At 65.3% G+C, this 20,248-nt stretch carries 20 protein-coding genes; 10 read left to right on the top strand and 10 right to left on the bottom strand.

All coding sequences use genetic code 11. The features are described 5' to 3' along the window. Nucleotides 1-29 precede the first annotated feature (29 nt). From dcm to OKW29_RS40325, 4 genes are all read left to right on the top strand, one after another. Nucleotides 30-1,322 carry a DNA (cytosine-5-)-methyltransferase gene (gene dcm, locus OKW29_RS40340; RefSeq protein ID WP_429294805.1) on the top strand — a complete coding sequence of 431 codons (1,293 nt, stop codon included), beginning with the start codon at nucleotides 30-32 and terminating at the stop codon, nucleotides 1,320-1,322. A gap of 30 nt (nucleotides 1,323-1,352) precedes the next feature. Beyond that, nucleotides 1,353-1,799 (top strand): very short patch repair endonuclease, encoded by a 447-nt coding sequence (locus OKW29_RS40335; protein ID WP_429294804.1) that lies wholly within the window; start codon nucleotides 1,353-1,355, stop codon nucleotides 1,797-1,799. Nucleotides 1,800-2,040: 241 nt separating this feature from the next. Then, complete coding sequence (locus OKW29_RS40330) at nucleotides 2,041-2,544, top strand: YbhB/YbcL family Raf kinase inhibitor-like protein (RefSeq protein ID WP_018419796.1); 504 nt, start codon at nucleotides 2,041-2,043, stop codon at nucleotides 2,542-2,544. 117 nt (nucleotides 2,545-2,661) lie between these two features. After that, on the top strand, nucleotides 2,662-4,080 hold the full coding sequence (locus tag OKW29_RS40325) for an MFS transporter (protein ID WP_429294803.1): 1,419 nt from the start codon (nucleotides 2,662-2,664) through the stop codon (nucleotides 4,078-4,080). 151 nt (nucleotides 4,081-4,231) lie between these two features. Here the strand turns inward: OKW29_RS40325 and otsA are convergent, their stop codons facing one another. The 6 genes from otsA to OKW29_RS40295 all read right to left on the bottom strand — a co-directional run bounded on the left by otsA (nucleotide 4,232) and on the right by OKW29_RS40295 (nucleotide 9,035). Further along, nucleotides 4,232-5,659 (bottom strand): alpha,alpha-trehalose-phosphate synthase (UDP-forming), encoded by a 1,428-nt coding sequence (gene otsA / locus OKW29_RS40320; protein ID WP_184065538.1) that lies wholly within the window; start codon nucleotides 5,657-5,659, stop codon nucleotides 4,232-4,234. Nucleotides 5,660-5,892: 233 nt separating this feature from the next. Continuing rightward, a complete protein-coding gene (locus OKW29_RS40315) occupies nucleotides 5,893-6,105 on the bottom strand; it encodes a hypothetical protein (RefSeq protein ID WP_026225665.1) in 213 nt (70 codons plus the stop codon). Between the two features lie 200 nt (nucleotides 6,106-6,305). After that, nucleotides 6,306-6,575 (bottom strand): hypothetical protein, encoded by a 270-nt coding sequence (locus tag OKW29_RS40310; protein WP_429294802.1) that lies wholly within the window; start codon nucleotides 6,573-6,575, stop codon nucleotides 6,306-6,308. A gap of 121 nt (nucleotides 6,576-6,696) precedes the next feature. Beyond that, on the bottom strand, nucleotides 6,697-8,097 hold the full coding sequence (locus OKW29_RS40305) for a sigma-54-dependent transcriptional regulator (protein WP_429294801.1): 1,401 nt from the start codon (nucleotides 8,095-8,097) through the stop codon (nucleotides 6,697-6,699). 269 nt (nucleotides 8,098-8,366) lie between these two features. Continuing rightward, nucleotides 8,367-8,618: a hypothetical protein gene (locus tag OKW29_RS40300; protein WP_429294800.1), complete on the bottom strand. Its 252-nt coding sequence runs from the start codon at nucleotides 8,616-8,618 to the stop codon at nucleotides 8,367-8,369. A 99-nt stretch (nucleotides 8,619-8,717) separates the two neighbouring features. Then, nucleotides 8,718-9,035: a DUF883 family protein gene (locus tag OKW29_RS40295; protein ID WP_184045720.1), complete on the bottom strand. Its 318-nt coding sequence runs from the start codon at nucleotides 9,033-9,035 to the stop codon at nucleotides 8,718-8,720. Nucleotides 9,036-9,432: 397 nt separating this feature from the next. On the opposite strand from OKW29_RS40295, the gene OKW29_RS40290 reads away from it, so the two are divergent. The 4 genes from OKW29_RS40290 to OKW29_RS40275 are packed head-to-tail and all read left to right on the top strand — an operon-like array spanning nucleotide 9,433 to nucleotide 11,942. Next, nucleotides 9,433-10,491 (top strand): sigma-54 interaction domain-containing protein, encoded by a 1,059-nt coding sequence (locus OKW29_RS40290; RefSeq protein WP_184065530.1) that lies wholly within the window; start codon nucleotides 9,433-9,435, stop codon nucleotides 10,489-10,491. Between the two features lie 27 nt (nucleotides 10,492-10,518). Then, nucleotides 10,519-10,797, top strand: coding sequence for a hypothetical protein (locus tag OKW29_RS40285; RefSeq protein ID WP_429294799.1), 279 nt, complete (start codon nucleotides 10,519-10,521; stop codon nucleotides 10,795-10,797). A gap of 33 nt (nucleotides 10,798-10,830) precedes the next feature. Beyond that, nucleotides 10,831-11,409, top strand: coding sequence for a hypothetical protein (locus OKW29_RS40280; RefSeq protein WP_429294798.1), 579 nt, complete (start codon nucleotides 10,831-10,833; stop codon nucleotides 11,407-11,409). Then, nucleotides 11,406-11,942, top strand: a complete 537-nt coding sequence (locus tag OKW29_RS40275; RefSeq protein WP_187627081.1) for a hypothetical protein — start codon at nucleotides 11,406-11,408, stop codon at nucleotides 11,940-11,942. The genes OKW29_RS40280 and OKW29_RS40275 overlap by 4 nt, the downstream gene beginning before the upstream one ends. Nucleotides 11,943-12,009: 67 nt before the next feature. On the opposite strand, the gene OKW29_RS40270 is transcribed toward OKW29_RS40275, so the two are convergent. Both OKW29_RS40270 and OKW29_RS40265 read right to left on the bottom strand, forming a co-directional pair. Beyond that, nucleotides 12,010-13,356 carry an AAA-associated domain-containing protein gene (locus tag OKW29_RS40270; RefSeq protein ID WP_026225663.1) on the bottom strand — a complete coding sequence of 449 codons (1,347 nt, stop codon included), beginning with the start codon at nucleotides 13,354-13,356 and terminating at the stop codon, nucleotides 12,010-12,012. A gap of 19 nt (nucleotides 13,357-13,375) precedes the next feature. Then, on the bottom strand, nucleotides 13,376-15,127 hold the full coding sequence (locus OKW29_RS40265) for an ABC transporter permease (RefSeq protein WP_429294797.1): 1,752 nt from the start codon (nucleotides 15,125-15,127) through the stop codon (nucleotides 13,376-13,378). A 782-nt stretch (nucleotides 15,128-15,909) separates the two neighbouring features. Here OKW29_RS40265 and OKW29_RS40260 point away from each other — a divergent pair. Then, nucleotides 15,910-17,601: a sensor domain-containing diguanylate cyclase gene (locus OKW29_RS40260; protein ID WP_429294796.1), complete on the top strand. Its 1,692-nt coding sequence runs from the start codon at nucleotides 15,910-15,912 to the stop codon at nucleotides 17,599-17,601. 172 nt (nucleotides 17,602-17,773) lie between these two features. Further along, a complete protein-coding gene (locus OKW29_RS40255; RefSeq protein WP_018419782.1) occupies nucleotides 17,774-18,040 on the top strand; it encodes a hypothetical protein in 267 nt (88 codons plus the stop codon). A 60-nt stretch (nucleotides 18,041-18,100) separates the two neighbouring features. Here the strand turns inward: OKW29_RS40255 and OKW29_RS40250 are convergent, their stop codons facing one another. Together OKW29_RS40250 and OKW29_RS40245 are read right to left on the bottom strand one after the other, a co-directional pair. Next, a complete protein-coding gene (locus OKW29_RS40250; RefSeq protein WP_090803562.1) occupies nucleotides 18,101-19,417 on the bottom strand; it encodes an ATP-binding protein in 1,317 nt (438 codons plus the stop codon). Further along, nucleotides 19,401-20,126 (bottom strand): response regulator, encoded by a 726-nt coding sequence (locus tag OKW29_RS40245; protein ID WP_090803560.1) that lies wholly within the window; start codon nucleotides 20,124-20,126, stop codon nucleotides 19,401-19,403. Before OKW29_RS40245 ends, OKW29_RS40250 begins: the two co-directional genes overlap by 17 nt. Nucleotides 20,127-20,248: the final 122 nt, after the last annotated feature.

Below are 20,248 nucleotides of genomic sequence, written 5' to 3'. Positions count from 1 at the left end.
TCCGCAAAAATTCCCAGCAAGGACGCCACGTGACCCTCGCCGCCCCGTTCGACCTGCTCAAGCAGGCGCGCGCCCGTTTCACCCAACGCGAAATCGCAGCCCATGTCGGCAAGGACATCAAGACGGTGCGTCGCTGGGAAAAAGGTGAAACGCCTTGTCCCGCGATGCTGGAACCCGCGTTGCGCGATCTACTGCGGCAAGGCGCGCGTGAGGCGCAACACGCGGGCGACGCGGCGCGCTTCCGCTTCATCGATCTGTTCGCGGGTATCGGCGGCATTCGCATGGGCTTCGAGGCGCACGGCGGCGAATGCGTGTTCACCAGCGAGTGGAACGAGTTCTCGACGCGGACTTATCGCGAGAACCATGGCGACAACTCCGCGAGCGGCGGCGCGCACGCGCTGATCGGCGACATCGTCACGTTTCCCGCCGAGGACGTGCCGAGCCACGACGTGCTGCTCGGCGGCTTTCCGTGCCAGCCGTTTTCGATCGCCGGCGTCAGCAAGAAAAACGCGCTTGGCCGGCCGCACGGCTTCGAATGCACGACCCAGGGCACGCTGTTTTTCGACGTCGCGCGCATCATCGCCGCGAAGCGCCCCGCCGCGTTCCTGCTCGAAAACGTAAAGAACCTGCTGTCGCACGACAAGGGCCGCACCTTCGACGTGATCCTGCAAACGCTGCGCGACGAGCTCGGCTACGAGGTGCACTACCGCGTGATCGATGGCCAGCATTTCACGCCTCAGCATCGCGAGCGCATCATCATGGTGGGCTTTCGCGGCAAGACCGGGTTCACATGGGACGACCTGCGCCTGCCCGAACAGGGTCCGCGGCTCGGCGCGATCCTGCATCGCACGGACGGCACGGAACCGGTGCTGCCGTGGGACCACGAGCGCTTCTTCGATCACGCCGCGCGCCGCGTGCAGCCGAAGTACGCGCTCACCCCGAAGCTGTGGGCGTATCTGCAAAACTACGCGGCCAAGCATCGTGCGGCGGGCAACGGCTTCGGTTTCGGCATGGCCTATCCGGACAGCGTGACGCGCACGCTGTCGGCGCGCTATCACAAGGACGGCTCCGAAATTCTCGTCTATCAGGGCGAGGCGCTGCGCCCGCGTCGCCTGACGCCGCGCGAATGCGCGCGACTGATGGGCTTTCCCGACACCTTCAGGATTCCGGTCAGCGATACGCAGGCCTACCGGCAGTTCGGCAATAGCGTCGTGATGCCGGTGATGCGCGAAGTGGCGCGTATCATGCTGCCGCATGTGCAAACCCTGCTTGCCCACCCGACCCGCGATGCGTCGAAACACTCCCTGCCGCTCTACGCGTGAGCGGCCGCGCGACCCGTTGGCCCGCTGACGATGGTCGATATCGTCGATAGCGCGACGCGCAGCCGGATGATGTCCGGCATTCGCGGCCGCAACACCAAGCCGGAGATCCTGATCCGCAGCCTGCTGCATCGGCGGGGCCTGCGCTTCCGGCTCGATGCGCGCGATCTGCCCGGCCGCCCCGACATCGTGCTGCCGCGCTATCGCGCGGTGGTGCTCGTGCATGGCTGCTTCTGGCATGGCCACGACTGTCATCTGTTCAAATGGCCGCAGACGCGGCCCGACTTCTGGCGCGACAAGATCGGCCGCAATCGCAGCAACGACGACAAGGTGCGCGCCGCGCTGCTCGCGAGCGGCTGGCGCGTCGCGGTCGTGTGGGAATGCGCTTTGCGAGGCGGGAATCGCGATATCGCGGGCGTGATCGAGCGGCTCGTCGCGTGGATCAGAAGCGACGCGCCGGAGTTGGAGGAACGCGGCTGAAAACCGCGCGCGACCTGCCCGGCTCGCGCGAGTCTCGCGGCCGCTGGTGCTACACTCGAAAGGCTCACCCGGCGCGCTTTCGAGATGCCTTCGAGGCACGCTTCGGCGGCGTTTTCCGGGTGCTTCCAGGCGCTTTCGCGGCACGTCCTCACGCGCTTCGGCATGCCACGAGATGCGCCTCGCCCGCCGCGACATCGCGAACTCCGACGATCCCAGAACCAATCAACAAGGGAGGCACATCATGGCTGACTTCCGTCTCTGGTCCGACGATTTTCCCACCAACGGCTTCATGCCGAGAGCCCACGAGTACAACGACAAGGCGTTCGGCGGCGACGGCGAAAACATCTCGCCGTCGCTGCAATGGGAAGCGCCGCCCGCGGACACGCAAAGCTTCGCGCTCACCGTTCACGATCCCGACGCGCCGACCGGCAGCGGCTTCTGGCATTGGGTCGTCGTGAACATTCCGGCCGACGCGCGCTCGCTGCCGCGCAACGCCGGCAAGGCCGACGGCTCGCTGCTGCCGCAGGGCGCGATGCAGGTGCGCAACGACTATGGGACGGTCGGCTTCGGCGGCGCCGCGCCGCCGCGCGGCGATCGCACGCATCGCTATATCTTCCGGCTGCATGCGCTGAAAGTGCCGCATCTGCCGGTCAGCGCGGAAACCACCAACGCGGTCGCGCGCTTCATGACGCACCTGAACGAAATCGATTCGACGACCCACACGGGCCTTTACGAACTCAAATAACGCACGCGCGGCGCCGGCGCCCGGTAACGCCGGCGCCGCGCCGACCGATACGCCCGCAGCGGCCAGCGCGTGAGCCGCGCACAGGCGCGCCAACATCTCCGACAAATCAAACAATCGATGCACGCACCCTCCCCGCGCACGGACGGCTCGACGCCCTCCACTTCCCGCTTCGAAGGCAAGGAACTGGGCCTACCGGTCCCACAACGCTACTGGGCGATGCTCGTCATCGCGCTCTCGCTGACGCTCGCGGTGCTCGACAGCGCGATCGCCAACGTCGCGCTGCCGACGATCGCGCGCAACCTCAATGCGAGCGCCGCCGCGTCGATCTGGGTCGTCAACGCGTATCAGCTCGCGATCACGATCTCGCTGCTACCGCTCGCGTCGCTCGGCGACCGCATCGGCTACCGGCGCATTTATCTGTCGGGCCTGATCCTGTTTACGGTCGCGTCGTTCGGTTGCGCGCTGTCGAACTCGCTGGCGACGCTCGCGCTCGCGCGAGTGGTCCAGGGCTTCGGCGCGGCCGGCATCATGAGCGTGAACACCGCGATCGTGCGCATGATCTATCCGCCAAACCAGCTCGGGCGCGGCGTCTCGATCAACGCGATGGTGGTGGCGGTGTCGTCGGCGGTCGGGCCGACGGTCGCCTCGGGCGTGCTCGCGATCGCGAGCTGGCCGTGGCTGTTCGCGATCAACGTGCCGATCGGGATCGCGGCGATCGTCGGCGGCTTCAAGGCGCTGCCGATGAACCCCGGCCACGAATCCCCGTATGACTATCTGAGCGCGGTGATGAACGCGTTCGTGTTCGGCCTGCTGATTTTCGCGGTCGATGGCCTCGGCCACGGCGAGCATTTCGGCTACGTGACGCTCGAGGCGCTCGGAGCGCTGGTCATCGGCTACTTCTTCGTGCGTCGCCAGCTGACGCGGCCCGCCCCGCTGCTGCCGATCGACCTGCTGCGTATTCCGGTGTTCGCGCTGTCGGTCGGCACGTCGGTCTGCTCGTTCTGCGCGCAGATGCTCGCGTTCGTGTCGCTGCCGTTCCTGCTGCAGGAAACGCTCGGCATGTCGCAGGTCGAAACGGGTCTTTTGATGACGCCGTGGCCCGCGATCATCATCATCGCGGCGCCCATTGCCGGCGTGCTGTCGGACAGGATATCGGCCGGCTGGCTCGGCGGCGTCGGGCTCGCCGCGATGACCGTCGGCCTGCTGCTGCTCGCGACGCTCGGGCCTCACCCGGACGCGCTGCAGATTTCGTGGCGCATGGCGCTGTGCGGCGCGGGCTTCGGCATCTTCCAGTCGCCGAACAATCGCACGATGCTGTCGTCCGCGCCGCGCGAACGCAGCGGCGGCGCGAGCGGCATGCTCGGCACCGCGCGCCTGACCGGGCAAACGCTCGGCGCGGCGCTGGTCGCGCTGATCTTCGGCGTCGCGCCGCAGAGCGGGACGATCATCGCGCTGTATGTGGCCGCGGGGTTCTCGGCGGTCGCGGCGGTCGTCAGCACGATGCGGGTCATGCAGAAGGCGGCGCAGCCGGCCTGAGAGCTGTGGCCGTTACGCGCAAGACATGCACGATAAAAGGCGCGCATCGCACGAGGCGATGCACGCCTTTTCGCCTTGATCTTCCCTGTCACTCCATGCACGACGTGAGCGGCACAGGCGCCGCCCGCCCGCGCGGGCCGCGCCTGTCGGCTCAGGGTGATGCCGTCACGTCAGCGAGCTTTACCGCTTTGGCCGTCACCGAAGACGCGGTCGCGACGTGGCGCAGATCATCGAGCAACGTATCGCGCCACACCGACAGGTTGCTCTCGCGCATCGGCTCCATCATGTCCGCATGACGCGCCTGACGTTCGGCGAGCGGCATCGCTAACGCGCGCTCGAGCGCTTCGGCCATCTGCGACAGATCGAACGGATTGACGACGAGCGCGCCCGGCAGCTGCTCGGCCGCGCCCGCGAATTGCGACAGCACGAGCACGCCCGGATCGGCCGGATCCTGCGACGCGACGTACTCCTTGGCCACCAGATTCATGCCGTCGCGCAGCGGCGTCACATAGCCGACCTGCGACTGGCGGAAGAGCGCCATCAGCAGATTGCGCTCGTACTTGCGGTTCAGATACTGGATCGGCGTCCAGTCGAGCTGCGCGAACCGGCCGTTGATGCGGCCCGCCTCGCCTTCGAGCGTTTGCCGGATGCGCTGATAGGTCTGCACGTCGGCGCGGGTCGGCGGCGCGATCTGCACGAGCGACACGCGGCCGTGCCAGCCGGGCGCGTTCTGCAACAGCCGCTCGAATGCCTGGAAGCGCTCGACCAGCCCCTTCGAATAATCGAGCCGGTCGACGCTCATGATCAGCTTGCGCCCGCGCATACCGTCGCGCAGGCTGCGCACCGCCTTGCGGTCGGTGAACTGCTCGGCGGCCTTCGCGATCGCGTCGGGATAGATGCCGATCGGGTACGCGCCGACCTTCAGGAAGCGGTTGTACGCGTGCACCATGCCGTCTTCGCTCGACGTGCCATGGTGACCGCGCTCGATATAGTCGACGAACGACTGGCGATCCGCCTCGGTCTGAAAGCCGATCACGTCGTAGCTGCACATCGCCTTGACGAGTTCTTCATGCGGCGGAATCGTGCGCAACACTTCGGGCACCGGAAACGGAATGTGCAGGAAAAAGCCGATCGGGTTCTTCACGCCGAGCTCACGCAGGCAGCGCGCGAACGGCAGCAGATGGTAGTCGTGCACCCAGATGATGTCGCTGGGCTTGAGCAGTTCCTTGAGCTGCTTCGCGAGCGTCGCGTTGACGCGCTGGTAGCCCGCGTAGTCCTCACGGTCGTAGCGGGACAGGTCGTTGCGATAGTGGAAGGTCGGCCACAACGTGGTGTTCGAAAAACCGCGGTAGTACTCGTCGTAATCGCGCTTGGTGAGGCCCACAGTCGCGTAGGTGACGTTGCCCTGCTTCTCGATCACGGGCGCGGATGGCTCGCTGACCGTTTCGCCGCTCCAGCCGAACCAGACGCCGCCGGTCTCCTTCAGTGCGTCCAGCACGCCGATCGCGAGCCCGCCCGCTGCCGGACGCGCTTCCTGAATCGGTGCGACACGATTCGATACCACGATCAATCTGCTCATTAGTGCTCCATTGTTTCGTTGTATGCGGAATTGCGCCAAAACGGTGCACGCAATCATCGTGCCGATATATGAGATATCAGAAATAAAGTTGTATGGAAATGTGACAAACGAGCGAATCCCCGCAATCATCACGGATTGCGAAGAAAATTTTTCTGTTAAATCCGACGAATGCGGAGGTCTTTCTTACCGGTATCCCGGTCGCCGGGATACCCCCGCCCGGGTGCTACGCTGCCTCAGGCATCCTGCTCCGAGCCCAGATCGCGCTGGTATTCGAGGCCTTCCTGACGCACCCCGCCCTGATTGTGCTCGCCGTCCGGCGGCGTATGCGGGGCGATCCGATTCTGCGCGGCCGGGTCCGGCGACACCACCGGCTCAGTCTCGACCTCGGCCGGCCGTGGCCCGCGCTTGGAGTGCCGCGCGGAACGTCGCAATGCGGGGTGTCTCATGATCGTGCCTCCGGGGGAAGCCTGCCGCTTAGCGCGGCATCCCTACAGTCTAGGGGGCGAAACCGTAAATTGCCGGTAAAACATGCGCCGGCTTTGTAACAAGTACAGCAATGCTCTGCACCGACCCAGGGCATGACGCCTTGCAGTGCGGGATGTGGTTCCATCGAGTGCGCGACAGGGCGCCGACATCGACGGTCGTATCAACATTGCCGCGGTCGCGACGGACGGTCGGCGGCCTGAGGCGTTTGCGTTGGCTGCGGCGGCGGATCGCCGATCGGCGGCGTGACCGGTTCGACGGGTTCGATCGGATCGGGTGTCGGGCCGGGGATCGTGTCGGGTTCGGCCGGGTCCGGCGGCGCGATGGGAGGTGCAGTGGGCGGCTCGACCGGTTCGGGCCGATGAGCGTGCAACGGCCTGGACGGCGCGGAGACGGCAGCGTAATGCGACAGGTGCGGCGGCAGGTGCGGCATGTCGGTGACCTCGTTTTGCGTTCCACCGGAGCGCAGCAAGGCTTGTGCCGTTCGGGTGCCCGCCCGGAAGCCCGGGCGGGCGGATACTGGGGACGCGGATGACGTGCGAACGAGGCGCGGATCAGGCGTCCGCGCCGCCGAGTGCGCGTGATTCGTCGGTGGGATCGCCGTCGTCGCGCGCATCGTTGCCGTACTCGACGAGCCGGTTGTACAGCGTCTTCAGGCTGATGCCGAGAATTTCCGCGGCGCGCGTCTTGACGCCGCCGCATTGCTCGAGCGTCGCAAGAATCAGCTGACGGTCGGCTTCCGCGAGCGAGGTGCCGAACGGGATCGTGATCGCGGTGCCGGCCGCGGGCTTCGACAGCGTGATTTGCAACGGCACCGTCGCCGTGCTATCCGAATCCGCGCTCGACATGATGTGCGCGCGCTGCACGTAGTTCTTCAGCTCGCGCACATTGCCCGGCCACGGATACGACAGCAGCATGTCCTTCACCGCGACAGGGAAATGCTTCTTCGTGCCGTGACGCTCGTTGAGCTCATCGAGGAACGATTGCGCGAGCAGCTCGACGTCCTTGCCGCGATCGCGCAGCGGCGGCAGGCTGATCGGAAACACGTTCAGCCGGTGGTACAGATCGAGCCGCAGCTTGCCTTCGAGCACCGCCTGTTCGGGATCGCGATTGGTGGCCGCAATCAGACGCACGTCGGTTTCGATTTCCTTGGTCGTGCCGACGCGCATGAACATGCCGGTCTCGAGCACGCGCAGCAGCTTTACCTGCAGCTCGATCGGCATCTCGGTGATTTCGTCGAGGAACAGCGTGCCGCCGTTCGCGCGCTCGAAATAGCCCTTGTGCTGCCGGTCCGCGCCGGTGAACGAACCGCGCTCGTGGCCGAACATTTCCGATTCGATCAGATTCGGCGAAATCGCGCCGCAGTTGACCGCGAGGAACGCGTGCTTGCGGCGCAGGCTCAGCTCGTGCAGCGTCTGCGCGGCAACTTCCTTGCCGGTGCCCGATTCGCCGACGAGCATCACCGAGGCCGCCGTCGGCGCGACGCGGCTGATCTGGTCGTAGACCTCCTGCATCGCCGGCGAATTGCCGAGCATCAGACCGAAGCGGCCCATGCGGCGCAACTCGCCGCGCAGCGTGCCGATTTCGGCCTTCAGGTCGCCGGCGCGCGGCAGGCGCGACAGGATCGACTTCACGCGCTGCATGTTGATCGGCTTCACGAGGTAGTCGGCCGCGCCCATTTTCAGTGCGCTGACCGCCGACTCGACCGTCGCGTGGCCGGTGATCACGATCACTTCGACGCCGGAGCGCGGATCGAGATCTTCGAACAGATCGACCCCGCTGCCGTCGGGCAGCTTCAGGTCGGTGAAAACGACGTCCGGCATCTGCCGGATCAGTTGAATACGCGCTTCGCGCAGATCGCCCGCGGTGGCGGTGGTCAGCCCGTCTTCCCCGATGACGGCGGAAAGTGCCTCGCGGGTACCTGCGTCGTCATCGACAATGAGTACATGTGGCATCGCGTTTCGAAAGCCTGCAAGCGTGGGTCAGAAAATATGCGGAACATGCCAATGGGCATGCGGCTGGGTCCGGTCGGCTGCATGACGCGGAATCGACTGCGTTCCGTTCCGCCGACCATTTGATGAAAAATTGCAACAATGACGGCCAAATTCGCGCCAACGTCCGCGTCATTGTTGCCTATTTACCTATTATACGGCTTTATAAGATTCATTTAACAATCCCGTTCCAGGCGCCGGCAGCAGGCCCCATTGCATTCGAGCGAACCGCGTCAGCCGCGTGGAAACGGCCATGCGCGGTGTTCCCCGTTCACCTGCCCCGAGCCGTTGCCGCTGTGCGAGGCGGGCGCCAGCTCGGTCGACAAAGTCGCCGGCGCCGCCACCGCGCCGCCCTCGTTTTCCCAGCGGCTCAGCTCGCGCGCCGGTGAGACCTGGCCCGTGCGCTTGTGTTGCACGTAGCGAACCGCCAGGAAGCCGCCGATTGCCATCAATGCGCCAAAAAAACCAAATGTGGGTCGTGTCATCATGAACTCCTTGGATCGTGATGCGGATGAATGCAGCCGTGCCAAGCGTGCGCCGCGCCTTCCGGCGAGCCGATGCGAGCGCCGCTCGCTGCGCCGCGTCTAACGCGCGACCAGCACGCCGAGCAGAAAACCGGTGCCCGCCGCGAGCGCGAGCGAGCGCCACGGGTTATGGCGCACATAGTGCTCGGTGCTGACCGCCGCCCCGCGATACCGGCGATGCACGTTGCGTTGCGCATCGCCGAGCGCCGATTGCAGCGTTTCCACGTGCGTGCCGAGCCGGTCGCGCAAGGCATCGACGCCTTCGCCCGGCACGTTGGCGGCGAGCCGCAGCATTTCCTCCGAGTCCCTCAGCAGCACCCGTAGATCCTCGACGATCTTCTGTCCGCCGAGTGCAAGTTGTTGTGTGGTGTCAGTCATCGTTCACTCCTCGTCTGATTCGGCGTTCGTGCGTTGCCGCGGAATCGGTGCGTCGACGGTGCAACAGTTCGGGCTTCGGGCGCACGATGCGGGTTGCCGGTTTGCGCTGGCCGGCGGCGCTGCGACGTAGCCGTCAAACCTCGCACGACTCGATCAAACGGTCAATGATGCAATGCATGTGCCCGGTATATTTACCGCTCCAACGCGCTGATAAAGCCGATTTCGCGCACTTTCGACCGATTGCGCGCACGGCTATTTCAGCGGCTGCCAGTTCGATTGCCGGAATCAGTGTCGAAGTGGTTAAATCGTCTTTTATGAGATAGTGGCTGTACGGTCTATCGCATTCAAGGCCTGCGCGCCGCAACACGAACTCCATTTGCACAGGACTTCCCTTTTTATGGCGTCAATCGATCTGGACTCGCCCACCGTGTCCGCCGGTGGCAATGCTTCGCCACAAGCGAAGCAGCGCGTCGCGGACGCCGTCGCGGGACTGAAATCGTACGGGCTGCTGTACGGCTCGTCGCCGGTAATGCTCGATCTGTACGAACAGATCGAACGCGTCGCCGATACCGACGCGACCGCGCTGATCATCGGCGAATCGGGCACCGGCAAGGAGCTGATCGCCCGCACCATCCACGAGCGCAGCGGCCGCAAGGACGGCGCGTTCGTCGCCGTGAACTGCGGCGCGATTCCCGATGAGCTGATCGAAGCCGAACTGTTCGGCCACGAAAAAGGCAGCTTCACCGGCGCGGTCCAGGGCCGCGTCGGCTACTTCGAACATGCGAACGGCGGCACGCTGTTTCTGGACGAAATCACCGAAATGGCGCCGGTGCGCCAGGTCAAGCTGCTGCGCGCGCTCGAAACCGGCACGTTCTATCGCGTCGGCGGCAACGAGTTGATCAGCGGCAACGTGCGCGTGATCGCCGCGACCAATCGCGACCCCGCCGTAGCCGTCAAGGAAAACGGCTTGCGCGAGGATCTGATGTACCGGCTCGCGGTGTTTCCGCTGCGCGCGCCGCCGCTGCGCGAGCGCGAAAACGATCGCGAACTGCTCGCGCAACACTTCCTCGCGCAATTGAATCAGCAGGAAGGCACCAACAAGAGCTTCAGCAAACGCTCGATCGAAACGCTGCGTTCATGGTCGTGGCCGGGCAACGTGCGCGAGTTGAAGAACGCCGTATATCGCGCGTTCATTCTCGCGGAAAAGACGGTCGAATTGCCGCATCCGCATCTTGCGTCGCGAGTCAAGAAAGCGGTCACGCAAGGCGACGCGATGAGCGTGTGGATCGGCACGCCGCTCGCCGATGCGCAGAAGCAGATCATTCTCGGCACCCTCAAGTACTGCGGCGGCGACAAGCGGCGCGCTGCCAAAGCGCTCGGCGTGAGCCTCAAAACGCTGTACAACCGGCTGAGCGCATACGGCGACGAAAGCGGGGAAGACGAAGCCGACTCATAGGCACGGTGCAACGCGAGCCATCCGCCGATGGCGGCGGCCAACTGTCGCGCTGTTCGTCATGATCCTTTCGCCGCGCGTTTCGCGGCACCGAATTCACCTGCTCAACGTCTCACGCCGACGGCAAATTCACCTGATGTCCCCAATACCTGGCAGAGCCAGGTAAGCCCGCCCAAGCGACAGAAAACATCGCAGCGCACGATGTTTTGCAATTTCTTGCATTTTTTCGCTGCCAATTACAAAACGCATCCTGCACAATGCGGCTGCGTAATGAACGACGTGTCCTTCGTTTACACGCGCGAAGCGTGAACGCAGGCACCTGTACGGGCAGGGACGGGAGAAATGCAAAAGAACATGGTGTGGGCTGTCAACGCAAAGTCCGTTGTCGCTGGCAGACGCCCCCACGTAACAGCGCTGATCGCGCTGGCGCTGGCGGTTTCGTCGGCATTGAGCGGCTGCAGTTCGTTGTACACGGAAGGCGCGGTCGCGGGCGCCGGTGTCGCGGGCGCCGCGGTCGCCAACAAGGTCACCAGCAATGCGGCGGTCGCGACCGGTATCGGTCTTGGCGCGGTCGCCGCCGCGCGCGCCGGTGTGCAGTACTCGGAGCGCGTGGTTCACACGAATACGCAGAACAGCATCGCGCAGGCGGCCGGTCCGCTCGAGGTCGGCGCGGTCGCCCCGTGGAGCATCACCCACTCTTTCCCAATCGAAGACGACGAACACGGCCGCGTGACCGTCAGCCGTCTGATCAGCACCGGCCCGCTCGACTGCAAGGAAATCGTCTTTTCCGTCGATCAAAACGCAACGCGCGACAAGCCCGCGAGCAGCGCGTTCTACATCGCATCGGTTTGCCGTGATGGTAAGGACTGGCGTTGGGCATTGGCCGAACCCGCCACCGAGCGCTGGGGTGCGCTGCAATGAAATTGCGTTCGCTTGGCGGTCCGATGGGTGATCGGATGCGGCTCATCGCGGCCGCCGCGCTATGCGTCGGCGCGAGCCTGCTGGCGAGCGGCTGCGCGTCGATCGGCGCCGCGAGCGGCGCGGCGGCGGGTGTCGCGTCGGGCCTCGTGACCAGCAATCCGGCCGTCGCGCTCGGCGTCGGCGTGGCCGTGCAGGCCGCGACCGACGAAGCGGTCGCGCGCTACATGCGCAGCATGCACAAGGATCAGCAGGATCTGATGGCGGCGCTGGTCGGCACGATGCCGGTCGGCGAAACGAAACCGTGGTCGGTCAAGCACACCTTGCCGATCGAAAACGGCCATGGCGAGGTGCGCGTGACCCGCGCGTTCAGCTCGGCGCTCGCGCTGTGCAAGGATTTCGTGTTCTCGGTGCAGGACGGCGACGGCCCGAACGCACCCGAGAGGTGGTTCACGGCGAGCGCGTGCCAGCAGGACAAGGGTTGGAAGTGGGCGACGGCCGAGCCGGCGGTTGCACGCTGGGGCAATCTGCAATAAAAAAGCGGCGAGGTTTTCCTCGCCGCTTTTTTGTCTGAACCGCAGTCGTTTCCGCGGCAACCCAGGCTTAAGACTCCACGTCTTCCAGACTGAAGATTTCGGTCTGGTCGTTATACGAAAAGATCTCGCCGTAACGGCCCCAGTTGATGACCGCGTCGAGCGTCTCTTCCGCCGCGCTGTCCGACAGGAAGTCCTCGAGCTCCTGCTCGAAACGCACGCGCGGCGCGCGATGTCCGGGCCGCTCGTTCAACACCTTCTTGATCCGCGCCGCGAGCGGCACGTGCCGCAGCAGATGCTCGGCGAACATCATCTTCCGTTCCTGCGTGCCGAACTCGGAGAACACGCGCGCCGGCGGCGTCAGGAAAATGTCGCCCTCGCGCACGTCGGCGAAACCGAGGTGCTGCAGCACTTCGGCGATCGGGAACAGATCGTCGACCTCCAGATGCAGCGAGCGCGCGATTTCCGGCATGTCCGCGCGGCCGTGATACGGCGCGGCGGCGAGCGTTTCGATCAGACCGGCCATCAGGTTGGTCGACACGTGCGGCAGCCAGCTACCGAGCTCCAGCCCCTTCTTGGTCTTTTCGTCGGTCTGACGTGCGGTCATCTTCGCGTAGATCTCGTCGACAAGGCGGCGGAATGCCGGGTCCAGACGGTTGCGCGGATGCTTGAACGGCACCTTGATCTCGGCGATCACGCGGCCCGGGTTCGACGACAGCACCAGAATGCGGTCGCACATGAACACCGCTTCCTCGATGTTGTGCGTCACGATCAGCACCGCCTTGATCGGCATGCGCCCCTGCGTCCAGAGATCGAGCAGGTCGGTACGCAGCGTTTCGGCGGTCAGCACGTCGAGCGCGGAGAACGGCTCGTCCATCAGCAGCAGCGTCGGATCGACGACGAGCGCGCGCGCAAAGCCGACGCGCTGGCGCATGCCGCCCGACAACTCGCGCGGATACGCGTTTTCGAAGCCGTCGAGGCCGATCAGGTCGATCGCGGCGAGCGCGCGCGTGCGCCGCTCAGACGCGCCGACGCCTTGCGCCTCGAGACCCGCTTCCACGTTCTGCAGCACGGTCAGCCACGGAAACAGCGCGAAGGTCTGGAACACCATCGCGACACCCTTGGCCGGGCCTGCGAGCGGCTTGCCCATGTACGTGACTTCGCCGTCGGTCGGCTCGATCAGACCGGCGATGATGCGCAACAGCGTCGACTTGCCCGAGCCCGAACGGCCAAGCAGGCCGACGATCTCGCCCTCGCGCAGCGACAGATTCGCGTCGTCGAGGACGAGCAGTTCGCCCTGCGTCTTGTTGAAGCCGCGGCACACGTCCTTCACGCGCAGGATTTCCTCGCCGAGGCGCGGGGGCTTCGGCGGCGTCTGGATCGGCGCGGCGGTCATAGCAGCTTTAGGATTTTGCATCGCGTTAAGCCTTCATTTCTCAATCTAGACGGAGCTTGCCTTCGGCGTAGGCGTACATCGGACGCCACAGCAGACGGTTGAACAGGGTCACGAACAGGGACATCACGGCGATGCCCACGATGATCTTCGGATAGTCGCCCGCCGCGGTAGTCTGCGCGATATAGGCGCCGAGGCCATGCGCGGCGACCTTGGTATCGCCCCACTGCACGAACTCGGCAACGATGCTCGCGTTCCACGCGCCGCCCGACGCGGTGATCGCACCGGTTACGTAGTACGGAAAAATGCCCGGCAGCATCGCCTGACGCCACCACTGCCAGCCGCGAATGTGGAAATTCTTGGCCGCCTCGCGGTAGTCGTTCGGATACGAGCTTGCACCTGCAATCACGTTGAACAGGATATACCACTGCGTGCCGAGCACGATCAGCGGCGACAGCCAGATGTCCGGATTCAGGTGAAAGCGCACGATCGCGATCACGAATACCGGGAACAGCAAATTCGCCGGGAACGCCGCGAGGAACTGCGCGAGTGGCTGCATCTTTTCCGCGAGCGCGGGGCGCAGGCCAATCAGCACGCCAACGGGCACCCAGATCACGGAAGCGATCGCGATCAGCACGACCACGCGCAGGAGCGTGATCAGGCCCAGCACGAACACGTGGCCGACCTCGTCGAGCGTCACGCCGGTACGCACATACAGGAACACGCGGTACACCACATACACCGTGGCGAGCAGCACGATCGCCGCCCAGATGAAGTCGCCGAGCTTCGAGTTCTTCTCGCGCTGCGGGATGTGAAAGCGCGGCGCGCTGAACGCCGGCAGTTGGAAGCGCACCCGAGCCGCGCGCGCGAACATCCAGCCGAGCGGCACGAGCAACCGGTGAATCAGCCGCGTGCGGCGGATCAGGTCGAGCAGCCACGATTCCGGCGCATCGCCCGAACTCGTGAACTCCATGCGGAACTTGTCCGCCCACGCGACGAGCGGCCGGAACAGCAACTGGTCGTAGGCGAGAATCACGACCGTCATCGCGAGGATGACCCAGCCAATCGCGTGCAGGTTCTTGTCGCTGATCGCCTGCGCCAGGTAGGCGCCGATGCCCGGCAGCGTAATCGTATGATTGCCGACCGTGATCGCTTCGGAAGCCACGACGAAGAACCAGCCGCCCGACATCGACATCATCATGTTCCAGATCAGGCCGGGCATCGAGAACGGCACTTCGAGTTTCCAGAAGCGCTGCCATGAAGTCAGATGAAAGCCGCGCGAGACTTCGTCGAGATCGCGCGGCACCGTGCGCAGCGACTGATAGAAGCTGAACGTCATGTTCCACGCCTGGCTCGTGAAGATCGCGAAGATCGCGGCGAGCTCGGCGCCGAGCACGCGGCCCGGGAACATCGCGAGGAAGAACGTCACCGTGAACGAGATGTAGCCGAGCACCGGCACCGACTGCAGGATGTCGAGGATCGGCACCAGCACGAGACCGGCGCGGCGGCTCTTGGCGGCCAGCGTCCCGTAGACCAGCGTGAAGATCAGCGACGCGACCATCGCCGCGAGCATGCGCAGCGTGGTGCGCATCGCGTACTCGGGCAGGTTGGCCGGATCGAGCGAGATCGCCTGCGTCTTTAGCGTCGACATCGGCGCGAGCGTTTCGTGAAAGCCGATCGACGCCATCGCGATCAGGCAGATGATCAGCGGGAACGCGACGAAGTCCCAGCGGTTGGGCAACACGCGCCATGCCGACGCATTGGCGGTGCGGTTCAGGTTGAAGCTGAAATCCATCAGATGCCCTCCCTCTTCAAACAGGCATTCGAACGCTCGAAGGAGGCCGCGGCTGCTCCGCGGCGGTCTATGGGTCGGTCCGGAAAGCGGAAATCAGGCATGGCAAAACGCGCGTGCGTGGTAAATCGTTAGCGTTGGAGACACATGGTCCGGCAATGGACTGGTTCGTGAACGCGTCGCCCACGACCACAACCATCACGCCGAACTCCTGTCGCCGCGGGCGCCGCCCGAGGGCTGGCGGGCTTTTCTCGTTTTGGACGGCACGACACTACACCATCCTATGTTTCAGGCACAACCTTTCGCCGCAAATTGCGATACGGCCTCGCGAGGCCGTGGCGTAAGGCTTCAGCAAGCCCCGGCACGCGTCGCCGCGCCGCACTGTACCCTGCTGCCGCGTGCTTCAGCGTGACACGTCGCGAGACCGTCTCGCGGCGTGGCGCGCAAGCCACATCGGCGCATCGCCCCCGGCCGTCGTCGCTCGATCGCTTCATTGGCCCGCACAGCTATCAAGAAAGCGGCGCGGCTGCCGTTAAGAACCTGATCGGCGCGGCATATGCAGGCGGCATCCCAGCAATAACGGTGGCATCGTGCCCCGCGACGGTTAAAATCGGGAAACGACGTACCTGTTTATCAGCGGATCATCCCGGGCATGGCGACGGCGCAGCGCACCTCGCTCGCGACGGGACGAAACCGCAGCTGATGCAGATAACGACACAGCGTTGAGAGCGCGCTGCCCACGAACGAGCAAGTTGCATGTCACAGCCAGACGGATCAGAGGGTCGATGAACAGGACAACCTTGCGCCAGGTAGCCGGGCCGGTCAGCTTCGTGCTGATCGTACTCGTCTGCTGGTTCGTGGCTGGCATGGTCGCGGACCGGATGGTACAGCAAGAGCTGGACGCGGCGTTGCACACGCAGCGGCAAATGTCCACGTCGATCGTCGACAACATGGCTGAAGTGATTGCCAGCGACCTCGCGATGTCCCGCGCCATCCCCGCAACCATGGCCGAAATGGACGTGGTCCAGCGTGCCCTCGTGCAATCGCAGAATTATGCCGTGAACAGCGAGGCGGCGGAACCCGCCTTGCGAGCCGCCTTGCTCAAGGATCCGAAGATGGCCGGGGTCAGCAGGTTCCTGCACGAAGCGCAGGGCTTCTCCGGGCTCGATCAGGTCTGGATCGTCAACGCGAACGGCATCTGTGTTGCGTCGAGCGGCACGATGTCGAACCCCGAGGGTGCGCAGCAATCGTTCGTCGGCGTGGACATGCGCGCGCGCGGCTATCTGACCAACGCGCTGCTCGGCGCATTCTCCGAAGCCTACGGCGTGGGTCGCGCGAGCGGCGAGCCGGGCATCTTCATCGCCGCGCCGGTGTACGCGGACGGGCTGCTGGTCGGCGCGGTGGTCGCGAAGGTCGGCATCGCGCGGTTGCGCCACTGGGTCGCGCACGCGGGCACCTTCGTGTCCGACGACAACGGCGTCATCATCATGGCGCACAACAGCGCGCTCGAAGGCCACGCGTTGCCAAACTCGCGCGTCACGCTGATGAGCCCCGCCGAGCGGCGCATCATCTACCGCCGGGAGACGTTCCCCGACATGCTGATCCGCGAAGACACGCAAGTGCGTGAGCAGGCGCCGTGGGTGCCGGCGTCGGTCGCCGCGCAGCTGTTCGGCATGATCGAACGGCCGGCCCCGGCGCTCTATCAGAACCGCGGCGGCCTGAACTCGGGTCTCTCCGCGCACCTGGTCGATCCGCTCGCCGCGTGGCCGGAGCTGCTGCGCAACCACAAGCGCGACCACCTGCTGGTGTTCCTGACGCTGGCCGGCACCGTCGCGCTCGCGTGGGTGATCACCGTGTCCTACGTGCGCGAGCGGCGCCACCATCGCGCGACACGCGATCTCGCCGAGCAGTTGCAGTCGGCCAATACGCTGCTGTCGGCGGAGGCGCGGCACGATGCGTTGACCGGCGCGCTGTCGCGGCGCTATTTCCTCGACCTGCTACGCCACGAGATCGATCGCGCGCACGCGGGGCGCGAGCCGCTGTGCATGGCGATCGCCGATCTCGACCACTTCAAGCAGATCAACGACCGCTTCGGCCACGCCGCCGGCGACCGCGCGCTCGAACATTTCGTCGATACGTGTCGCGCCGAGCTGCGTGGCTCCGACGCGGTCGGCCGGCTCGGCGGCGAAGAGTTCGGCCTGCTGCTGCCGGCCACCGATCTGACGGGCGGGCGCGAAGTCGTCGAGCGTCTGCGGCTGCGGTTGAAAGCGGTGCCCTCGCCGAAGCTGCCGGCCTCGGCGGGGCTGAGCGTGAGCATCGGCATCACCGAACTGTCGCCCGACGATCTGCCCGAGCGTCTCATGAGCCGCGCCGATACCGCGCTGTATGCGGCGAAGACCGGCGGGCGCGACCGCACCGAAGCACTGCCGCCCGACGATACGGCGCCGCCTGCGCGCACCGCGGTGAATGCCTGGTGAATGCCTGACGCTCGCCGAAATATTTAGCGCGCGTCGGTATCGCCCTCTCCGCTCAGCCAACCCACGCCGACACCCTGCCCCGCGCTGAAAACGACGCCGAGCCTCCCACAACGAAGCAGGTATCATCAATCCTGATATCGGATTGTCACTACCGCACTAACGGGAGATTCGCATGAAGGGAAATCTGGTGATCGTCTGTCGCGATCACGACGCTGATGCTTTCGACCATCTGCTCGCCGAATACGGCGCGTTCCAGACGCGTCTGTCGTCGACCGCGTGGTATCTGAAACTGGAGGTCGCGCCGGAACTGATTCAGGAGGAAATACTCGCGCGCCTCGGCAAATATACGACGCACTATATCTTCGAGGCGGAATCGGTGACGTGGAATACCGTCGATAGCGAAACGGCGAACGCGTTGAATACGCTGTTTTCGGACTGAGCTCTCGCAGCTCGCGATGCCGACGCCTCGCGCGCGCATCGCGACTCCAACACCCTGCTTCTACCAGGCGTTTTCCGAGGCGGTCGCGACCCGCGGCAGCACGTCGAACGGAAAACTCATCAACACCCGCAAACCGCGGCCGCCATGATTGCCGATTTCCCATTCACCGCCCGCGCGCCGCACGAGCCGCTCGACGATCGCAAGGCCCAGCCCGCTATGGCCGTTGCCGCCTCGCGCCGGATCGAGCCGCACGAACGGCCGGCTCGCGTTGATCAGGTCCTGGGCGGCGATGCCCGTGCCGCTGTCGCTAATTGATAGCGTAAAGCTCTGCGGTGTGCGCGCGGTCGCGACGACCACCGGCGGCGCGCCATACGCATGCGCGTTGTCGATCAGATTCGACAGAATCCGGTCGAGCGTGGCCGCCGGCAGCAGAAATGACGGCCCGGCGTTCAGTTCCGTGTGCACGGTCGGCGCACTGGTGGCCACCGCCCGATAGCTGCGCACGACACGCTCGCACTGCGCATCCACTTCCACGGGTTCGCTGCGGTCCGCGCCGTCGTGCGCGAACAGCAGGAACTGCTCGACGATATGCGTCATCGAATCGACGTCGCGCACGACGCCGTCGCGCGTCTTCGCGTCGTCCATCATTTCGGCGCGCAGCCGCAGACGCGCGAGCGGCGTCTTCAGGTCATGCGCGACACCGGCAAGCATCACCGCGCGATCGTTCTCGGTGCGCGCGACTTCCTGCACCATCTGATTGAAGCCATGGGTGAGTTGCCGCAACTCGCGCGGCCCGCGCTCGGGCACCGGCGGCACCGGCAGCCCGCGACCGAAGCGCGCCACCGCCTGCGCGAGCAAGCGCAGCGGCCGCTGCAGCGCCCAAGCGGCGAACAGCGCCGCCATCACCGCAAACGAGAAAATGATGACGAGCCACAAGACCGTGCGGTCGAGCGAGCGCGGCATGCGCAGCGGCTGCACCGGCACGACGATCCAGTTCTGATCGGTCACGGCGCGCACCCATAGCATGGGCGGAGCGCCGGGCGGACCGACGCGCACCTGGGTGTCGGCCGGCATGCGGTCGCGCACGTCCTCGACGAAACGCGCGAGCGGCGGCGGCATGTTCGCGCTGGCCGCCGGCACGTCCGGGCTCGCCGGGTCGACCAGCTTCACACGCGACGGCAGCGGTTGATCCGGTGTGCGGGCGACGTGCTGACGCACCGCGTCGACGAGGAAGGTCGCTTCCTCGACCGCGTAGCGCGTTTGCAGTTGCGAACGTTCGAGTCGCATCAGCGCATACCACGCGAAATGCGACAGCAACAGCACCGCGACGACGAGCAGCGCGAGCCGCCCGAACAGCGAATCAATGGGCCGACGCATGCTGCTCGCCGTCCGGCACGAACACGTAACCGCGGCCGCGCACGGTCTGGATGAAGCGCGGCGTGGATGGATCGGTTTCGAGAATGCGACGCAGGCGCCACACCTGCACGTCGATGCCGCGGTCGGTGCCGTCGTACTCGGGACCGTGCAGCAGTTCCAGCAGGCGCTCGCGCGTGAGCGTGCGCATGGGGTGATTGACGAAAATCTTCAGCAGCGCGAACTCGCTGCCCGACAGTGCGAGCGGCTTGTCTTCGAGATGCAGCGTGCGCGACTGGAAATCCAGCGTGAAGCGGCCGAAGCTGAACGGCTCGCGCTGCTCGGGCGCGGCCGCCGACGGCAGCGTGCGGCGCCGCCGCAGCACCGCCTGCACGCGCGCGAGCAGTTCGCGCGGATTGAACGGTTTGCCGAGGTAATCGTCCGCGCCGAGTTCGAGCCCGACGATACGATCGACGTCGTCCGCACGCGCGGTCAGCATGATGACGGGGATATCGTCGCCCGACGCACGCAGCTTGCGCAGCGCGGTGAGGCCGTCCACGCCGGGCATCATCAGGTCCAGCACGATGAGGTCGGGGCGCTCGCGCTCGAGGCGCCGTTCGAGCGAGCCCGCGTCGTGCAGCACCGAAACTTCGATGCCCTGACGGGCGAGATAGTCGCGCAACAGATCGCGCAGTTCGACGTCGTCGTCGACGACCAGGATTTGAGTAGCCATGAAATGAAGTTTAACGCGCAGCCAAAAGGGATTTCGTTTTCCAAACGGTCTGAAGGGTTACCGGGTGTTACGGTGAAAGCCACACGTAATTGCTGGTAATAGCGGCGTCCGGGCGCGTAACA

The organism is Paraburkholderia sp. CI3 (assembly GCF_050436505.1).
Classification (GTDB): Bacteria; Pseudomonadota; Gammaproteobacteria; order Burkholderiales; family Burkholderiaceae; genus Paraburkholderia; species Paraburkholderia tuberum.
The sequence above is the reverse complement of the archived record's forward strand: the minus strand, read 5'-3'. Positions and strand labels throughout refer to the sequence as shown.